Consider the following 15,309-nt stretch of genomic DNA (forward strand, 5'->3'; position numbering starts at 1 on the left):
AGGCACAAGATCATCCGACACGTGGAGCACTCTGCCGCCCGAACACATCAACTGCCAAGCCCCTGAGCTGAACTCATTTTGAAACGATCAGTAAGAATGATTTGCGGAGCCGTCGGAGGCGGATGATGCTGCAGGCGAGTTCGAGCAGGCCTTGGGGAGAGGGGGACAACGGGGAAATTACGTGACCGTCCACACCCGGTCCGGGTCCGGGTCCGTATGCCGTCGATCAGGCGGTGCCGAACTCACCGGCCTTGACGCCTGCGACGAACGCGGCGAACGTGGCGGTGGGGAAGACGAGCGCGGGACCCTCAGGGTCCTTGGAGTCACGGACAGGGACAAGCCCGGGGTAGTCGGGGGCCACCTCGACGCAGGAACCGCCGTTCTGGCTGTGGCTCGACTTGAACCACGAAGCAGCGGTCAGGTCTACGGGATCGGTCATGGGTGCCATTCCTCTCGTACCTTGCGGACAGAGACCCCACCACGCCGGAGAGGTGGTGGGGTCTCGGGCGATGTGCATTCAGGACGCAGCATCAGACAGTGCCGAACTCACCGGCCTTGACGCCTGCGACGAACGCGGCGAACGTGGCGGTGGGGAAGACGAGTGCGGGGCCCTCGGGGTCCTTGGAGTCGCGCACGGGGACAAGCCCGGGGTAGTCGGGGGCCACCTCGACGCACGTCCCGCCGTTCTGGCTGTGGCTCGACTTGAACCACGAAGCAGCGGTCAGGTCTACGGGATCGGTCATGGGTGCTACTCCTCTCGCACCTTGCGAACAGAGATTCCTCCACACCGAGAGACATCGCCTCAGACGGTGCCGAACTCGCCAGTCTTGACGCCCGCCACAAACACGCTGAACGCGGCGGCAGGGAAGACGAGCGCGGGACCCTCAGGGTCCTTGGAGTCACGGACAGGGACAAGCCCGGGATAGTCCGGAGCCACCTCGACGCACTGCCCCTCTTGGGCACTGTGTGAACTCTTGCGCCAACGAGCGCCGAACAGGTCCAGGTCGGCCATGGGTGCTGTTCCTCTCATGCCTTGCGAGCAGAGACCCCACCACGCCGGAGAGGTGGCAGGATCTCGGGCGGTGTGCGCTCGGGGCGCAGCATCAGACGGTGCCGAACTCCCCGGCCTTGACGCCCGCGACGAACGCAGCGAACGCGAGGACGGGGAAGACCAGAGCGGGACCCTCGGGGTCCTTGGAGTCACGCACGGGCACGGCGTCGTGGGTTGCGGCCAGGTTGGCGGCCACCTCGATGCATTCACCGCCGTTGCTGCTGTACGAAGACTTGAACCAGCGAGGTTCGATCACGGCAGTTCCCTTTCGTAACCGGCAGATTTAAACGGTGCCGAACTCTCCGGCCTTGACACCTGCCACGAACGCGGCGAACGCATCGGTGGGGAAGACCAAGGCGGGACCCTCAGGGTCCTTCGAGTCTCGGACGGGCACGATGCCCGGGTGGTCGGGCGAGACTTCTACACATGTCCCGCCGTTGCCACTGTATGAGGACTTGTACCAGCGAGGTTCGGTCACGACAGTTCCCTTCGTTGCCGGCTGATCACGGCCACGGAAGCAGTCTTCGACGGTGCTTCGTCCTGTAGTTGATGGTCAGGCGGTGCCGAACTCGCCCAACTTGACGCCCGCGACGAACGCGGCGAACGCATCAGCAGGGAAGATCAAGGCGGGGCCGCTCGGATCCTTGGAGTCGCGGACGGGCACAAGCCCGGGGTAGTCGGGGGCTACCTCAACGCAGGAACCGCCGTTGCCGCTGTGGCTTGACTTGAACCAGGAAGCGCCGGACAGATCTGAGTCGGTCATGAGTGCTATTCCTCTCCTGCCTTGCGAACGGAGATTCCTCCACGCTGGGAGACGTGGCGTCAGGCGGCGCCGAACTCACCGGCCTTCACGCCTGCCACGAACGCAGCGAACGTATCGGTGGGGAAGAGCAGGGTGGGACCGCTGGGGTTCTTGGAGTCACGGACGGGCACGGCACCGTGGGTGCCGGCCAAGTTGGCGGCCACCTCGATGCAGTCACCACCGTTGCTGCTGTAAGAGGACTTGAACCAGCGAGGTTCGGTCACGGTAGTTCCCCTTCATTGCCGGCTGATCACGGCCATGGAAGCAGCCTGCGACGGTGCCTCCACCTGTAGTTGATGGTAGGCGGTCGCATGGGTGCGGACTCGCTGTTTCGTTCCAAACGCCCCGACAGGCGGCACTCGCAGTACGCACCCTGTGTGAGACAGCGAGAGACCCCACCACATCGAGGAGAGGTGGTGGGGTCTCGGGGCGCGGCGTCAGACGGTGCCGAACTCGCCGACCTTGACGCCCGCCACGAACGCGGCAAACGCGGCAGCAGGGAAGACCAGGGCAGGGCCCTCGGGGTCCTTGGAGTCACGCACGGGCACGGCACCGTGGGTGCTGGCCAAGTTGGCGGCCACCTCGATGCAGTTGCCACCGTTGCTGCTGTAAGAGGACTTGAACCAGCGAGGTTCGGTCACGGTAGTTCCTTTCGTAGCTGGCGGATCATGGCCACGGAGGCAGCCTGCGACAGCGCCTCGGCCTGTAGCTGATGGTAGGCGGTCAGCGTAGGTAGTACGGACTCGCTGTCCCGTTCCAGGTGCCCTTGCTGCGCGGACTCCGCGTAGCACGCCAGCGATCTGTCAGGGAGCGTCAAGAGATTCACCGGCAGGTCGAACGATCGGCTTTCGCCTATCTCGTACGGGGCCACCTGGAAGACCGTGTGCGGCAGCTCGGCAAAGGCAACCAGCCGATCCAGCTGCGCGGACATGACCGCCCGGCCACCAACCGGCCGACGGATGCAGCTCTCATCGAGCACCGCGTGAATCAGCGGCGGCGAGTCCCGATCCAGGCGGGCCTGTCGCTCCGCGAGGAACGCGACACGCTCGTTGGCCTGTTGCTCGGTAATGCTTCTCCGTCGCACTGCTCCGGCTGCGACGGCCGCAGCGTACTCCGGCGTCTGGAGCAGCCCCGGGATGATCCCCAACTCAAAGAGTCGGATCTCGACCGCTCGGGCCTCGTGGAGCACGTACTCCGGGAAGCCCTCAAGTAGTGCCGCGTGCCGGACCACCCGCCACAGGCGCTCGAACACATCTCCGGTTCCCAGCGCTTCGTCAGCTCTCTTCGCAAATCGACGGGTTGGGGATTTGCGATTTGTTTCAACGGCGGAGACATGCGTTCCCGAGTAGCCCATACGTTCAGCCAGCTCATCCTGAATCCACCCGCGCTCCTCTCGTGAACTGCGGAGTCGCGCCCCGAAGGCGGCACCCGGCGACGAGTCTGGGTCCAGCTCCCGGCGATTCATAGTCCACCGCCCCAACTTTTCGTTCTCTTCCGACAGGTTGAAGACGCTTCCAACTGTAAGCCACAGTAGGCAGCCCTGGGTAGTGGATCCACTACGGAGAGGAACGGACGTTGACGCGGCGAAACACCCCCACCGACCCCCTGTACGTCCCCCAGCTCGGCGAAATCGTCAAGGACATGGCCCACCGAGGCGTCCACGGTGCCTACATGGGCACCGAGTCCGGCAAGGTCTACTTGCGGCCGGAACACGGCGGGATCGAGTGGACCACCTACCCGAGCGAAATCCAACCGCTCGTCAGACCAATGGACTCGAAGCCGGCCACGAGTCGGGGCAAGCCCCCCGGACGACTGCCCGAACCCTCGGCCGGCGACGCGGCGTAGGGCACCACTCATGGAGCGCTACACGCTGCCGGACCGGACGGCGTGGAACCTCGGCCGCTGCTTCTGCTGCGACCGGTGGACCCTGGTCGCGCCGGGACCGACCTACGGCCCCCCTGACGATCCGATGACACTCCCCCTGTGCGTGGTCGGGTTCGAGCGCGCCGAACGGAAGCGGCACCGGGCCCGGTTGCGGGCGGGCATGCACAACCCGTACCGAGGGGGCCATCGCGTGAACCCCCACTCCCGACTCGCCTTCCTCGGCCGGATGTTGCGCGGACTGGCCACCGAACCCCGGGTGACGTGGACCTGGGTCTGGGGTGTCTACCTGCAGTTCTGGCCCCCGGTGCTCTGGGTCAGCCCCAGGCGCCGAAGGGCGGCCCGCGAGTACGACCGGATACTCGCGCAGGAACAGTACGAGGCCGAGATCGGCCGCGAGATCACCCGAAGCATGATCCGGCAGGAACTCGACCGCCCGGTGTTCGACCCGCAGACGACCCTCAGCCTGCTCGGCGTGCTGATGGACAACCACCCGGATCACCCGGGCCACCGTCGCCCCCGGGGTGCCTGGCCCCCGGACCGGCCGGTCTGATCTTCCGCGCGGACGACGGGGAGCACGTCGGTTCGCCCGTGCGGAATCGAGGCCCCGCCCGTCACGGACACCCCGGCGGGACGGGTGGGGCCGCCCAACTGAGCGTCGCCACAAGGGATGAACAGCAAGGCCGAACCCGGCGCGCACAAGCAGGACGCCGAGAAGCGCGCCGCTGGACGAGTCCAACGGGAAGTCCAGCGAGGACCCGAAGAAGGACCAGCACCGTGCTACCGATGAACTCCCCCGGAATCGTTGCCGACGGGTACGTCCCGCTGTACGCCAACTCAGCTGCATTCGAGAGCGGCGCGCCGACCCTGGCCACGGTCCGCACGCTGAACTGCGGCTGCCCCCGGCGGGCGGAGGGCGGGTGCGTCGAATCCCTCGACCTGCCCGCCCTGCAGGCCGAGGCCACGCTTCCGGACGGGCGGACTGGGGTGTTCCTCGGACGCGAGCGGACCGGAGACCCGATCACCGGAGAAGTCCGGTACACCACCGTCGCCTTCCGGAGCCTGGACGAGAACGGCAAGCCCTTCACCTGGGCACTCCGCTGCGCCGGGCCGGCCGTCGTACAGAACCCGTACGAACGGGCCCGCAAGGCGCTCTGAAGAATCCCGCCCCGGACGCCGGTCGAGGCCCTTCCCCGTCCGGGGCGGGGCACCACCATGCATCAACTCACCCATGCGAGCGGTGATTTCGTGACCGCAATCACGGAGCCCCAGGTCGGTGAAGCACCCAGGGTGCCTCGCATGGCCGAGCCGGAGATCACCGGCAACTACCGGAAAGGAACACGCTGATGAACTGGCAGCACCACGCCGCCGCCCTGGCAGAGCGCGCCACCGAACCCGACTCCCGCTGGCGCGCGGCCGTCGCGGACACCCCTCGGCACACCCTGCTCCCGAACTGGTGGGAGAACGGGCCCGAGGGCTGGACGCTGCACAAGGGAGCGGACGACCCGGAGCGCTGGGCGCGAGTCGCCTACGGCAACGAGTCGGCCGTGACCAGCGTCGGCGGGCACCACGCCGACCACGCCGAGCCCGGTGACCACCCGACCGGGCTCCCCACGTCGTCGGCCACGCTCGCCGCCCTGGTGGTGAAGATGCTGCGGCACGGCCGGATCAACCAGGGGCACGATCTGCTGGACATCGGCACCGGGGCCGGCGGGCTGACCGCCTACGCGGCGCTGCGGCTCGGCTCCGGGCATGTGACCAGCGTGGACGTGGACCCGTACCTGGTGGACGCCGCGCGGGACCGGCTGGCCGCCCTCGGCCTGCACCCGGCGTTCGCCGCCGTCGACGCGACGGGGCCCCTCCCCGGCGACCACGACCGCATCGTCTCGACGGTGGGCGTCCGGCCGGTCCCGGCATCGTGGCTCGCCGCGCTGCGGAAGGGCGGGCGCCTGGTCACCACGATCCGGGACACCGCACTGATCCTCACGGCCTGGAAGACCCCGGACGGCGGAGCGCGCGGGCACATCGAACGCGACCGGGCCGGGTTCATGGGCACCCGGCACGACGCGAACTACCCAACCGGACCAGCCGAGTTGTACCGGACCGCCCGCGAGGCGGAGGGTGAGGACATCACAACCGGCCGCTACCCCGTGAGCGATGTGCGGGAGGCGTGGGAGACCTGGTCGTTCCTGTCGGTCTCGGTGCCCGGCATCGAGTACGACTTCGAAGAGAGGGGCGGGTCCCGGACGGCGTACCTGGTCCACCGCGACGGATCGTGGGCACGGGCCACGGCCGTCCGGTTCGAGCCGCCCATCGTCCACCAGGCCGGGCCCCAGCGGCTCTGGAGCGAGCTGGAACGGGTCCGGACCAGGAGTCTGGTCGAAGGCGGCCTGCCGCTGTACGGAGCCGATGCGACCGTCACCCCGGACGGCGTGATCCACCTGTCCCGGGGCCCGTGGTCGGCCACGATCGACTGAGGACGGGCGCGCGGTCTACCGAAGCCCGCGCCACCGAAGCCCGGGTCCCCGGAACGCGGGGACCCGGGCTGCCCGGCCGCCGGGCTGCGCGGTATCAGGCGCCGGTGGTCGCGGCCCGCTCGGCGGCGCTGCGCTCGACGCAGAACTCGTTACCCTCAATGTCCGCCAGGGTCACCCAGCCGAGCCCGTCCGGGGTACGGTGGTCCGCCACCAGGGTGGCGCCCAGGGCCAGCAGGCGCTCCACTTCCTCCTCCCGGGACCGGTCCTGCGGCTGGAGGTCCAGGTGGACGCGGTTCTTCACCGACTTGCCCTCAGGAACGCCGATGAACAGCAGCGAGGCCCCCGCCGACTCCACCACCGCCTCCGCATCGCCCGGGTTGTCGTCCTCGCCCACCGTGCCGTCCAGCGCCTGCGCCCAGAACTCGGCGAGGCGGAAGGGGTCGGTGCAATCGATCGTCACATGTCGCACAAGAGAAGCCATGAGACCACTCTGACCTGCTTCTTCGCTTCGGTCCAACCTGTTTACGGGTCTCGTCGATCCTGCCTGACGCCGCACGTGGCCTTCAACCGTCCGAACCCCATGGTCCCGGAGATCCGGATCCTCGGCCCGCCGGAGCCGGAGCGCCGCCGGGTCCTGTAGAGCAAGTCCTTCCACCCGGTGTGCAGATCCTCGACGTCGACGATCGCGTCGCGGGGCACCGTGATCCTGGCCCTGCCGGTGCCGAGCTGCAGAACCTTGACCGCCCGACCCGGCGAACCTGTGCGGCCGGAGCGCTAGCCGGGCGGGGTCACCGTCCGCACATGCAGATGGCCGTCCCGGGGGAACGGCGGCCGGGCGGGCAGGACCTCCCGGAAGCGGTAGCCGGACTTCTCCGCCACCCGGCACGAGGCCGGATTGTCCACCTGGTGCAGCAGGTCGAGCCGGACCAGCCCGTCGGCGGCGAAGACCTCGAACGCCCAGGCGGTGAGCGCCTCCACCGCGCGCGGGGCCACGCCGCGGCCCCGGGCGGCGGCCGCCGTCCAGTAGCCCACCTCGGCCGAGGCCCCGCCCGGGGTGCCGCACTTGAGCACCACGTTGCCGACCAACTGCTCCCCCGCGCGCGCCGCGCCGGGCTCCAGCACCGCGAAGCTGTACCGGTCGCCGTCCGCCCGGCCCCGGCGCTGCACGTCCAGCCAGCGGGCCGCGTCCCCGGCGTCCGTCACCGGGAGCCTGGTGAAACGGCGCAGCAGCGGATCGCGGTAGATCTCCACCAGGGCCGGTCCGTCCTCGTCCCGGAACGGGCGCAGGAGCAGTCCGTCGGCCACCGGGAACGTGCCGGTGAGGGTGCTCACCTGAGACCGTCGGACAGGTTCTGGGGCCGTTGGTCGGTCGGTCATGTCCCGGTCTCCCCCGTCGTTCCCACCGCGGATCGGTGCGTTGCGACCTTCCTAGCAGCCGCCCGTTCCCGGCCGCTGGTCGCCCCCGGATCGGCAAGCGAAGGCCGGCCTTCCCCGAACGGGTGACACCCCCGATCGGGGGTGTGCAGGATGTGGAGGGCGGAGGACAGTGGGCGCATGCAGATTCCACTCTCCGTGATGGACTTCCTCGACCGGGCCGAGCTGGTCTACGGCGACCGGGTCGGCATCGTCGACGAGCCGGTGCAGCCGGCCGGATCCTGGGGCGAGCTGAGCTACCGCCGGGTCGCCGAACTGGCACGGGCGCAGGCGGCCGGGCTGGACCGGCTGGGCGTCGGGCCGGGTGAACGGGTCGCGATCGTCTCGCAGAACTCGGCCCGGCTGATGACCTCGATGTACGGCGTGAGCGGGCACGGCCGGGTGCTGGTGCCGGTGAACTTCCGGCTGAAGGCGGAGGAGGTCTCGTACATCGTCGAGCAGAGCGGCGCGTCCGTGCTGCTGGTCGATCCCGAGGTCGCCGAACCGCTGGCCGGGGTCGTCGCCGAGCACAAGTTCGTGATCGGCCCGGACAGCGACGCGCTGCTGTACGACTTCGCGCACGCGCCGCGCCGGTACGAGATCGCCGAGAACGACACCGCGACGATCAACTACACCAGCGGAACGACCGCACGCCCCAAGGGCGTTCAGCTCACCCACCGCAACATCTGGCTGAACGCCGTGCTGATGGGCCTGCACTTCGGGGCCGGTGACCGGGACGTCTACCTCCACACGCTGCCGATGTTCCACGCCAACGGCTGGGGCCTGCCGTTCGCGCTGACCGGGCTGGGCGCACGGCACATCGTGCTGCGCAAGGTGGACGGCGCCGAGATCCTGCGCCGGATCGACCGGCACGGGGTGACCTTCCTGTGCGGCGCACCGGCGGTGATCTCGATGGTGCTGGAGGCGGCGGCCGACTGGGAGGGGCCCGTCCCCGGCCGGGACCGGGTGCGGATCATCGTGGCCGGCGCCCCGCCGCCGACCTCGGTGGTGCAGCGCATCGAGTCCGAACTCGGCTGGGAGTTCATGCAGATCTACGGCCTGACCGAGACCTCGCCGGTGGTGACGGTCAACCGCACCCGCGCCGAGTGGGACGAACTCCCCTCGGCCGAACGGGCCGAGCGGCTGGTGCAGGCGGGCGCGCCGGCGATCGGCAACCAGGTCCGGGTGGACGACCAGGGCGAGGTGCTGGTGCGCTCCAACGTCGTGCTGAACGGCTACTGGCAGCAGCCGCGGGAGACCGCCGAGGCGATCCGGGACGGCTGGTTCCACACCGGGGACGGCGGCACCCTCACCGACGGCTATCTGACCATCTCGGACCGGAAGAAGGACATCATCATCAGCGGCGGGGAGAACGTCTCCTCGATCGAGGTGGAGGACTGTCTGTACGACCACCCGGCGGTGGGCGAGGTCGCGGTGATCGGTGTGCCGGACGAGAAGTGGGGCGAGACGGTCAAGGCGCTGGTGGTGCTCAAGCCGGGGCAGGGGGCGACGACCGAGGCGGAGCTGATCGCGCACTGCAAGCAGCGGCTCGCGGGCTACAAGTCGCCCACGTCGGTGGAGTTCCGGGACACGCTGCCGCGGACCACCACCGGGAAGCTGCAGAAGTTCCGGCTGCGCGAGCCGTACTGGTCGGGGCGGGACCGGAAGGTCAACTGACCGTTGCCGCAACGCTCTTCGGCCTTCGACTCAACCCGCCTCGTCGACCAGGCCGGACTCGCGCGCGGCCAGCGCGAGTTCGGTCCGGTTGCGGACGCCGAGCTTGTGCATGGCGCTCTTCAGGTAGCCGGTCACGGTGTTGCGGGTGAGGCCCAGTTGGGCGGCGATCTCCGGGTTGGTCCGGCCGGTCGCCGCCCAGCGCAGCACCTCGTGCTCCCGGCGGGTGAGCGGGGTCGGCAGCGGTGCCGCGGCGGCTCTTCGGGGGCCGGACCCGTTCCAGGGGCCCGGCCCGCTCCAGGCGGCGGCCCCGGCCAGCGCCCGGGTGGCGGCCGCGGCGAGCTTGGTGACGGCGGCGATCCGGACGTCCCCGAACGGGACGACGGCGCGCAGCGAGGCGTACACCACCCCGTAGACGGTACCGCCGTGCAGCAGCGGGACGGTGAGCATCGCGTACAGGTCCTCGGCGACGACAGCGGCGTCGTAGTGGTGCGAAATGGTGGTGGCGGCGCGGTAGTCGGGCACCCAGTTGGGGGCGCGTTCGGCCAGCGCGCGGCCACCGAGGCCGGTCCCGGCGGGGACGGCGAGGTCGTGCAGCAGATCGGCCCGGGTACCGGCCCAGCGGCGCAGCACCATGCCGTCCGGGCCCGCGCCCGCCCGGGCGCGCCGCGCGGGGTCCTCGTCCGGCACCCCGACCAGGCCGACGTCCGCGCCGCAGTCGGCGACCACCCGGCGGGCGAGGTCGCCGAGCAGGGCGTCCCTGACCAACTCGGCGGCCCGGACGGCGAGGTCATCGGGCCGGTCCGGGGCGAGGCCTCCGGGGACGGGTGCAACGGGTGCGACGGGTGTGACGGCCCGGGTGACAGCGCCGCCGGCCGCCTGGATGGGGGTGTCCGCAGCCCTTGTCATCGCGCGATTGTCACACGCGGTACGGCCGGTGGCGAGAGTCGTGACGTGCGTGTTCCGTGGAGTGTCCGGCGGATCCGCGCGGCGCGTCGTAGGGTGCGGCCCTGGGTTACCGGCGGGTCACCGGCGGGTCACCGGTGCCCGGGACGACGACCGATGCGAAGGGGATGTCCATGACGAGCCCGAACAGCCCGAGTGAGCCGGGTGCTCCGGACGTGCTGGCCGGCCTGCTGGGCGATCTGCGGGCCGAGAGCGAGGTGCTGGACGGCCTGGTGGCCGCTCTGGCGCCGGCGGAGTGGGCCCGTGCGACGCCCGCCGAGGGGTGGACGATCGCGCACCAGATCGCCCATCTGGCGTGGACGGACGACTGGGCCGAGCTCTCCGCGCGCGACGCGGCGGCCTTCGCGGAGGCGGTCGGCGGGCTCTTCGGGAAGCCGTCGGCGGCGGGGGCGGGCCCGGTGGAGGAGGGTGCGGCGCGCGGCGCGGCCGAGGAGCCCCGGCTGCTGCTGGCGCGCTGGCGGTCCGGGCGGGAGCGGGTGCTGGCGGCGCTGGGTGCGGTGCCGACCGACATCCGGCTGCCGTGGTTCGGACCGCCGATGAAGCCCGCCTCGATGGCGACCGCACGGCTGATGGAGACCTGGGCGCACGGGCAGGACGTCGCGGACGCGCTCGGCGCGGTGCGGGAGCCGTCGGCGCGGCTGCGGCACATCGCTCATCTGGGGCTGCGGACCATGGGGTTCGCGTTCACCCTGCACGGGCTGCCGGTGCCGGAGGTCCCGGTGCGGCTGGAACTGACCGCGCCGGACGGCGGGCTGTGGGTGTGGGGGCCGGAGGACGCGGCGGACCGGGTGAGCGGGCCGGCGCTGGACTTCTGTCTGCTGGTGACCCAGCGCCGGCACCGGGACGATCTGGCCCTGACCGCCTCCGGGGAGACGGCGACGGCCTGGCTGGCGATCGCGCAGGCCTTCGCGGGCGCGCCGGGAAAGGGCCGGGACGCGGGCGAAAATTACATCTGACCAATCGTCAAAGAATATCGCCAGCAGGCTAAACCACCCCTTCCGGCGATATACAGAGTTCGTTGGCGAATGATGGAATTCCCTCATGAATCGCACGAACACCATGCGCGCCGCCCTGGCCGGCGCCGCCGCACTGCTCGCGATCGGCGGCCTGATCGCCGCCCCTGCCCAGGCTCTCGCCCTGCCCGCCGGCACACCCGGTGTGTCCCGGGTGGAGGTCCGGGCCGGCACCCCCGCCGCCCACCAGGTGGTCACCTTCTTCGAGGAGTACCGGCGGGCGGTGCTCGGCGAGAGCGGCGAGACCCCACAGGCCGTCCGCGAGCGCTTCCTCAGCCCACACCTGAACTTCCGCCTCGACGCCTGGGCCAATGAACACGACGCCGACCCGGTGTTCCGCGCCCAGAACGTCCCGGAGAACTGGTCCGTCCAGCAGGTCAACGAAGAGTACGGCTTCGCGTCGGTCCGCCTCACCGAGCTCTGGGGCGGCGGCGGCAGCCAGGACGTCTGGTACACCGTCCGGCTCACCGACCTGCTGATCGTCGAACTCAACGACCAGCCCGCCTTCTGAGCTCTCACCCGCCCACCCACACCCCCACAGACCCGACGCGGCGCAGGCATCCCCCCACGACTGCGCCGCGTCGGTCCACCGAATGCCGACCTGTCGGCCCCGCCGGATTGGATAGCTGCATGAACACACTGCTCAGCCGCCTGCCCGCCGTATCCGACCTTCGCGACCGCTGCCGCGGACTCGCGATGCTCGACGCCACCCTCAGCCCGGACGACTGGGAGAGCCGGTACCACTCCTTCGACTCCCGATGGGCGGAGGGCAAGGAGATGGCGTCGATGCGGAACGGCTCGGGCAGCGACTGGTTCGTGGTCTTCTCCCCCATCGGCGTCTACGACCTGAGGCCCAGGCCCCCCACGACCGGCCTGTCTCCGGGTTCTCGGGTCGGCCCGAGAACCCGGGGGAAGGGTCATTCGCGGTGCAGGAACTCCGCTTTGACCCTGCGCCCCAGGGCCGGGAGCGCGCTGAGGCCGGCCGCCACCGCGCCGAGCACCGCGATGCCGGCAATGCTCGCGAAGGCGTCCAGCGGGACGCCGCCCGGGGTCCCCCCGGTGCGGCCGTAGGCGCGACCCGCCAGGAGGGCCAGGCCCAGGGCGAGCGCGATGCCCGCTCCGTAAGGGACCAGGATCTGGACGAGCTGGGCGCGCCGCATGGTCGGCAGCGGCACACCCACCACCGCCTGCAGCGCGACCTCCCGACGGCGCTCGATCGCCCGGTCGATCGACCCCACCGCGATGGTGGCGAAGGAGATGACGAGGGTGAGCAGCGTCCCCAGGATCAGCAGGGCCCGGAAGAGCGGGAACTGGTACTGCGCTTCCAGCGCGATGTCCGGGACGGACACCGTCAGGCTCGGGTCCAGGCGGGCCACGGCCGCGTTCAGCGCCTCGTACGTCGCGGACTTCCCGTCGGTGGCGATCAGGTACCTCTCCGCCGGGGCGCTCAGCTCGGACAGGCCAGGGGTGTCGGGCGGGAGCAGGATGTCGGCGGCCAGCGGCGAGTTGTCGGAGACGGCGTAGAGGTCGGGCACCGCGAGGGTGCGGGTGGGAGGGGTGACGGTCACGGCGGCGCCGGGCCGGGTCTGGGCCATGAGCGTCAGGGGGCCCGTGGCGGCGGGGTCGGTTCCCTGGTGAGGCTGGGGAAGCCAGTAGGCGGTGCCTTCCTGACAGTCCGTGGGCGGCTGCTTGATCAGGGTGGCCAGGTCGGAGCAGGAGAGAACGACCGCGCTGTGCATGCTCAGAGGTGCCGCCGGGAAGCCGGCGGCACCGGCCGGTGTGCCCGGTGCGTTCTGCAGCGCGGCGGGCAGCGGTGTCTGCAGCCGCCGCACCGGGACGACCTCGCGCACGCCGGGCACGTCCCTGAGCGCGGATTCCGGCACGGGCAGGCCTTCGGCCGTCGCCGCCGGGCCCTGGAGGACTCCGGGAGCCATGAGCTGGGTCCAGGACTCGGCGGAGGCACGTGACTCGACGGCGGCGAAGACCGACTGGCCGAGCGTGCTGGCGAAGACGAGCAGGACCAGGCCCGTCACCACCCGGGTCGCGGTGGCGGCCTCGACCTCCAGACGGCGGGCGCCCAGCAGGACGGCGACCGATCGGGCGAGGCGGCCGAGCAGGACGCCGATGGTCCTGGCGATCAGGGGGGTGGCGGCCGTGACACCGACGAAGGTGAGCAGGAGGCCCGCGCCCATCACCAGAAGCATGGGGGTGTTGGGGTCACCCATCTCGGGGGCCGGGCTCAGGGCGGCGTAGCCGCTGAGTGCGGCGCCGAGCCCGAGGGGGGCCAGGCGCCACGGGGACAGGGGCTTGGGAAGCGCGTCCGCGCGGGCTGCCCGGGTGACCCCGGTGGCGCGGCGCACCGCGACCGCGCCCACGCAGACGGCCAGCACGGGGACGGCCAGGAGCAGGGCAGCGGTCTGCCACAGCGGGGGCTGGAGGTCGGCGGAGAACCAGCCGTAGCCGGCGACGGTCCAGCTCGACGCGGCGGGCAGCAGGGCTTCGAAGACCGCCAGGCCCACCAGGACGCCCAGTGTCGAGACGACGGCCGTCTCGCCTGCGTTGACGACCTGGGTCTGGCGCGGTGTCAGCCCCAGCAGGCGCAGCGCGGCCAGGCGCCGGTCGCGGGTGGCGGCGGACAGGCGGGCGCAGGAGGCGAGGAAGAGGAGGACCGGGGTGAGGACGGCGATGATCCCGACGATGAGGGTCACGGTGTTCTTGCGGGTGTCCGCGACGGCGCCGGCCTGGGCGACGATGGCTGGTCCAGTCGCGCCGTGGGCCTGGGGCCCGTACCCGGCGGGGTGCTGGACGTAGGCGTCCGGGGTCTGGTCGACGCCGATGTAGGCGAGGAGTTCATCGGGCTGCAGGAGTCCGGACGGTGTGATCACGGCGGTGAGGCGCCCGGGCAGGCGGTCGCGCAGGGCTTGGTTCCCGGGGGTGTCGTAGAGCTTCTTGAGTGCCGGGGAGACGATGAGCTCGCCGGGCCGGGGAAGGCCCGTGAGGCCGGGCGGCGGCGCGGTGGCGCTGTGGGCGGCGGGGACGAGCTGGCGTTGCAGGGGCGTGCCCTGCCAGGTGTCGGACACGCTCTCCCCGATCAGTCCGCAGCCGGCCGCGGGTTGGCCGTCGGTGGCCGCGCACAGGACCGTCCTGGCGTCGGTGCGCTCGGCCCGGTGCCCCAGCATGCCGGGGACGGCGAGGGCCGTGAGCAGGACGACGGCGCCGAGCGCGGTGCCTCCGGTCATCAGGCAGACGCGTGCCCATCCCGAACGGCCGTAGCCGCGGACGAGCCTGAGGCCCAGCAGGAGGGGGAACAGGCGGGCGCGCAGCATCACACCCGTCCCTTCACGCCGACGATCTCGCCGTTGCTCATGAGGACTTCGCGGTCGGCGCAGGCGGCGACGCGGGCTTCGTGGGTGACGATGACGACTGCGGCGCCCTGGTCGCGGGCGGCGGTGGTGAGGGCGGTGAGGACGCGTTCGCCGTTGACGGTGTCCAGGGCTCCGGTGGGTTCGTCGGCGAAGACGACCTTCGGCCGGTGGATCAGGGCCCGTGCCACGGCGGCGCGTTGGGCCTGGCCGCCGGAGACCTGGGAGGGGCGCTTGTCCGCCAGATCCGGTATCTCCAGGCGGGCGAGGCCTTCGGCCGCCCGCTGGGCCGCCGCCTTGCGGGTAGTGCCGGTGAGCCGTAGGGGAAGGGCCACGTTTTCGAGGATCGAGAGTTCGGGGATGAGTTCGCCGAGCTGGAAGACGAACCCGAAGTCCTTGCGGCGCAGTTGGCTGCGCCCGGCCTCGGGGAGGTCGTCGATGCGCTCGCCGTTCAGGTGGACCGTTCCGCTCATCGGCCGCAGGATGCCGGCCAGGCAGTGGAGGAGCGTCGACTTGCCGGAGCCGCTGGAGCCCGTCACGGCGACGATCTCCCGTGGTGCGACATCGAAGGACACCCCGTTCAGGGCTCGGGTCGAACCGAAGTCGAGCCTCAGCTCCTCGGCCACCAGAAGACTCATCACGCGCCCTCTCCATTGTCACGCCCAATGCG

At 70.9% G+C, this 15,309-nt stretch carries 21 protein-coding genes and 1 pseudogene; 7 read left to right on the forward strand and 15 right to left on the reverse strand.

The annotated features are described in order from the left end of the window. Positions 1-226: 226 nt before the first annotated feature. From ACIO5D_RS29465 to ACIO5D_RS29505, 9 genes are all read right to left on the reverse strand, one after another. Positions 227-439 (reverse strand): DUF397 domain-containing protein, encoded by a 213-nt coding sequence (locus tag ACIO5D_RS29465; protein WP_400656353.1) that lies wholly within the window; start codon positions 437-439, stop codon positions 227-229. 91 nt (positions 440-530) lie between these two features. Continuing rightward, positions 531-743 (reverse strand): DUF397 domain-containing protein, encoded by a 213-nt coding sequence (locus ACIO5D_RS29470; RefSeq protein WP_400656355.1) that lies wholly within the window; start codon positions 741-743, stop codon positions 531-533. Between the two features lie 59 nt (positions 744-802). After that, positions 803-1,012 carry a DUF397 domain-containing protein gene (locus ACIO5D_RS29475; RefSeq protein ID WP_400656357.1) on the reverse strand — a complete coding sequence of 70 codons (210 nt, stop codon included), beginning with the start codon at positions 1,010-1,012 and terminating at the stop codon, positions 803-805. A gap of 91 nt (positions 1,013-1,103) precedes the next feature. Next, a complete protein-coding gene (locus tag ACIO5D_RS29480; protein WP_400758746.1) occupies positions 1,104-1,307 on the reverse strand; it encodes a DUF397 domain-containing protein in 204 nt (67 codons plus the stop codon). 27 nt (positions 1,308-1,334) lie between these two features. Further along, entirely contained in the window at positions 1,335-1,529 is a 195-nt protein-coding gene (locus ACIO5D_RS29485; protein WP_400656359.1) for a DUF397 domain-containing protein, read from the reverse strand. A gap of 75 nt (positions 1,530-1,604) precedes the next feature. Continuing rightward, positions 1,605-1,814, reverse strand: a complete 210-nt coding sequence (locus tag ACIO5D_RS29490; RefSeq protein ID WP_400656361.1) for a DUF397 domain-containing protein — start codon at positions 1,812-1,814, stop codon at positions 1,605-1,607. 59 nt (positions 1,815-1,873) lie between these two features. Further along, the gene (locus tag ACIO5D_RS29495; protein WP_400656363.1) at positions 1,874-2,077 is read right to left on the reverse strand and encodes a DUF397 domain-containing protein; all 204 of its coding nucleotides are present in this window, start codon (positions 2,075-2,077) and stop codon (positions 1,874-1,876) included. A 213-nt stretch (positions 2,078-2,290) separates the two neighbouring features. Continuing rightward, positions 2,291-2,494: a DUF397 domain-containing protein gene (locus tag ACIO5D_RS29500; protein WP_400656366.1), complete on the reverse strand. Its 204-nt coding sequence runs from the start codon at positions 2,492-2,494 to the stop codon at positions 2,291-2,293. Continuing rightward, positions 2,491-3,318 (reverse strand): helix-turn-helix domain-containing protein, encoded by an 828-nt coding sequence (locus tag ACIO5D_RS29505; RefSeq protein WP_400758744.1) that lies wholly within the window; start codon positions 3,316-3,318, stop codon positions 2,491-2,493. The genes ACIO5D_RS29500 and ACIO5D_RS29505 overlap by 4 nt, the downstream gene beginning before the upstream one ends. A gap of 110 nt (positions 3,319-3,428) precedes the next feature. Here ACIO5D_RS29505 and ACIO5D_RS29510 point away from each other — a divergent pair, with 110 nt between their 5' ends. From ACIO5D_RS29510 to ACIO5D_RS29525, 4 genes are all read left to right on the forward strand, one after another. Beyond that, complete coding sequence (locus tag ACIO5D_RS29510; protein WP_400798920.1) at positions 3,429-3,698, forward strand: hypothetical protein; 270 nt, start codon at positions 3,429-3,431, stop codon at positions 3,696-3,698. 10 nt (positions 3,699-3,708) lie between these two features. After that, positions 3,709-4,287, forward strand: coding sequence for a hypothetical protein (locus ACIO5D_RS29515; RefSeq protein WP_400798922.1), 579 nt, complete (start codon positions 3,709-3,711; stop codon positions 4,285-4,287). Positions 4,288-4,520: 233 nt separating this feature from the next. After that, positions 4,521-4,892, forward strand: coding sequence for a hypothetical protein (locus ACIO5D_RS29520; protein ID WP_400798925.1), 372 nt, complete (start codon positions 4,521-4,523; stop codon positions 4,890-4,892). 188 nt (positions 4,893-5,080) lie between these two features. Continuing rightward, positions 5,081-6,211 carry a methyltransferase domain-containing protein gene (locus ACIO5D_RS29525; RefSeq protein ID WP_363613914.1) on the forward strand — a complete coding sequence of 377 codons (1,131 nt, stop codon included), beginning with the start codon at positions 5,081-5,083 and terminating at the stop codon, positions 6,209-6,211. Between the two features lie 94 nt (positions 6,212-6,305). On the opposite strand, the gene ACIO5D_RS29530 is transcribed toward ACIO5D_RS29525, so the two are convergent. The 3 genes and pseudogenes from ACIO5D_RS29530 to ACIO5D_RS29540 form a co-directional block, all read right to left on the reverse strand. Further along, on the reverse strand, positions 6,306-6,692 hold the full coding sequence (locus ACIO5D_RS29530; RefSeq protein WP_363613912.1) for a VOC family protein: 387 nt from the start codon (positions 6,690-6,692) through the stop codon (positions 6,306-6,308). Positions 6,693-6,733: 41 nt separating this feature from the next. Beyond that, positions 6,734-6,943: pseudogene (locus ACIO5D_RS29535) on the reverse strand (hypothetical protein); the annotation flags it as partial. A gap of 42 nt (positions 6,944-6,985) precedes the next feature. Beyond that, positions 6,986-7,543, reverse strand: a complete 558-nt coding sequence (locus ACIO5D_RS29540; RefSeq protein ID WP_400758734.1) for a GNAT family N-acetyltransferase — start codon at positions 7,541-7,543, stop codon at positions 6,986-6,988. A gap of 222 nt (positions 7,544-7,765) precedes the next feature. Here ACIO5D_RS29540 and ACIO5D_RS29545 point away from each other — a divergent pair, with 222 nt between their 5' ends. Further along, positions 7,766-9,301: an AMP-binding protein gene (locus tag ACIO5D_RS29545; RefSeq protein ID WP_400798927.1), complete on the forward strand. Its 1,536-nt coding sequence runs from the start codon at positions 7,766-7,768 to the stop codon at positions 9,299-9,301. Positions 9,302-9,331: 30 nt separating this feature from the next. On the opposite strand, the gene ACIO5D_RS29550 is transcribed toward ACIO5D_RS29545, so the two are convergent. Continuing rightward, the gene (locus ACIO5D_RS29550; RefSeq protein ID WP_400656383.1) at positions 9,332-10,207 is read right to left on the reverse strand and encodes a LuxR C-terminal-related transcriptional regulator; all 876 of its coding nucleotides are present in this window, start codon (positions 10,205-10,207) and stop codon (positions 9,332-9,334) included. A 170-nt stretch (positions 10,208-10,377) separates the two neighbouring features. On the opposite strand from ACIO5D_RS29550, the gene ACIO5D_RS29555 reads away from it, so the two are divergent. Both ACIO5D_RS29555 and ACIO5D_RS29560 read left to right on the forward strand, forming a co-directional pair. Next, a complete protein-coding gene (locus tag ACIO5D_RS29555; protein ID WP_363613904.1) occupies positions 10,378-11,220 on the forward strand; it encodes a TIGR03084 family metal-binding protein in 843 nt (280 codons plus the stop codon). 85 nt (positions 11,221-11,305) lie between these two features. Further along, a complete protein-coding gene (locus tag ACIO5D_RS29560) occupies positions 11,306-11,788 on the forward strand; it encodes a hypothetical protein (protein WP_363613902.1) in 483 nt (160 codons plus the stop codon). A gap of 406 nt (positions 11,789-12,194) precedes the next feature. Here the strand turns inward: ACIO5D_RS29560 and ACIO5D_RS29565 are convergent, their stop codons facing one another. Next, on the reverse strand, positions 12,195-14,603 hold the full coding sequence (locus tag ACIO5D_RS29565) for an FtsX-like permease family protein (protein WP_400798929.1): 2,409 nt from the start codon (positions 14,601-14,603) through the stop codon (positions 12,195-12,197). Further along, a complete protein-coding gene (locus ACIO5D_RS29570) occupies positions 14,603-15,277 on the reverse strand; it encodes an ABC transporter ATP-binding protein (protein ID WP_363613898.1) in 675 nt (224 codons plus the stop codon). The genes ACIO5D_RS29565 and ACIO5D_RS29570 overlap by 1 nt, the downstream gene beginning before the upstream one ends. Positions 15,278-15,309: the final 32 nt, after the last annotated feature.

The organism is Kitasatospora sp. NPDC087315, assembly GCF_044744345.1.
Lineage (GTDB): Bacteria > Actinomycetota > Actinomycetes > Streptomycetales > Streptomycetaceae > Kitasatospora.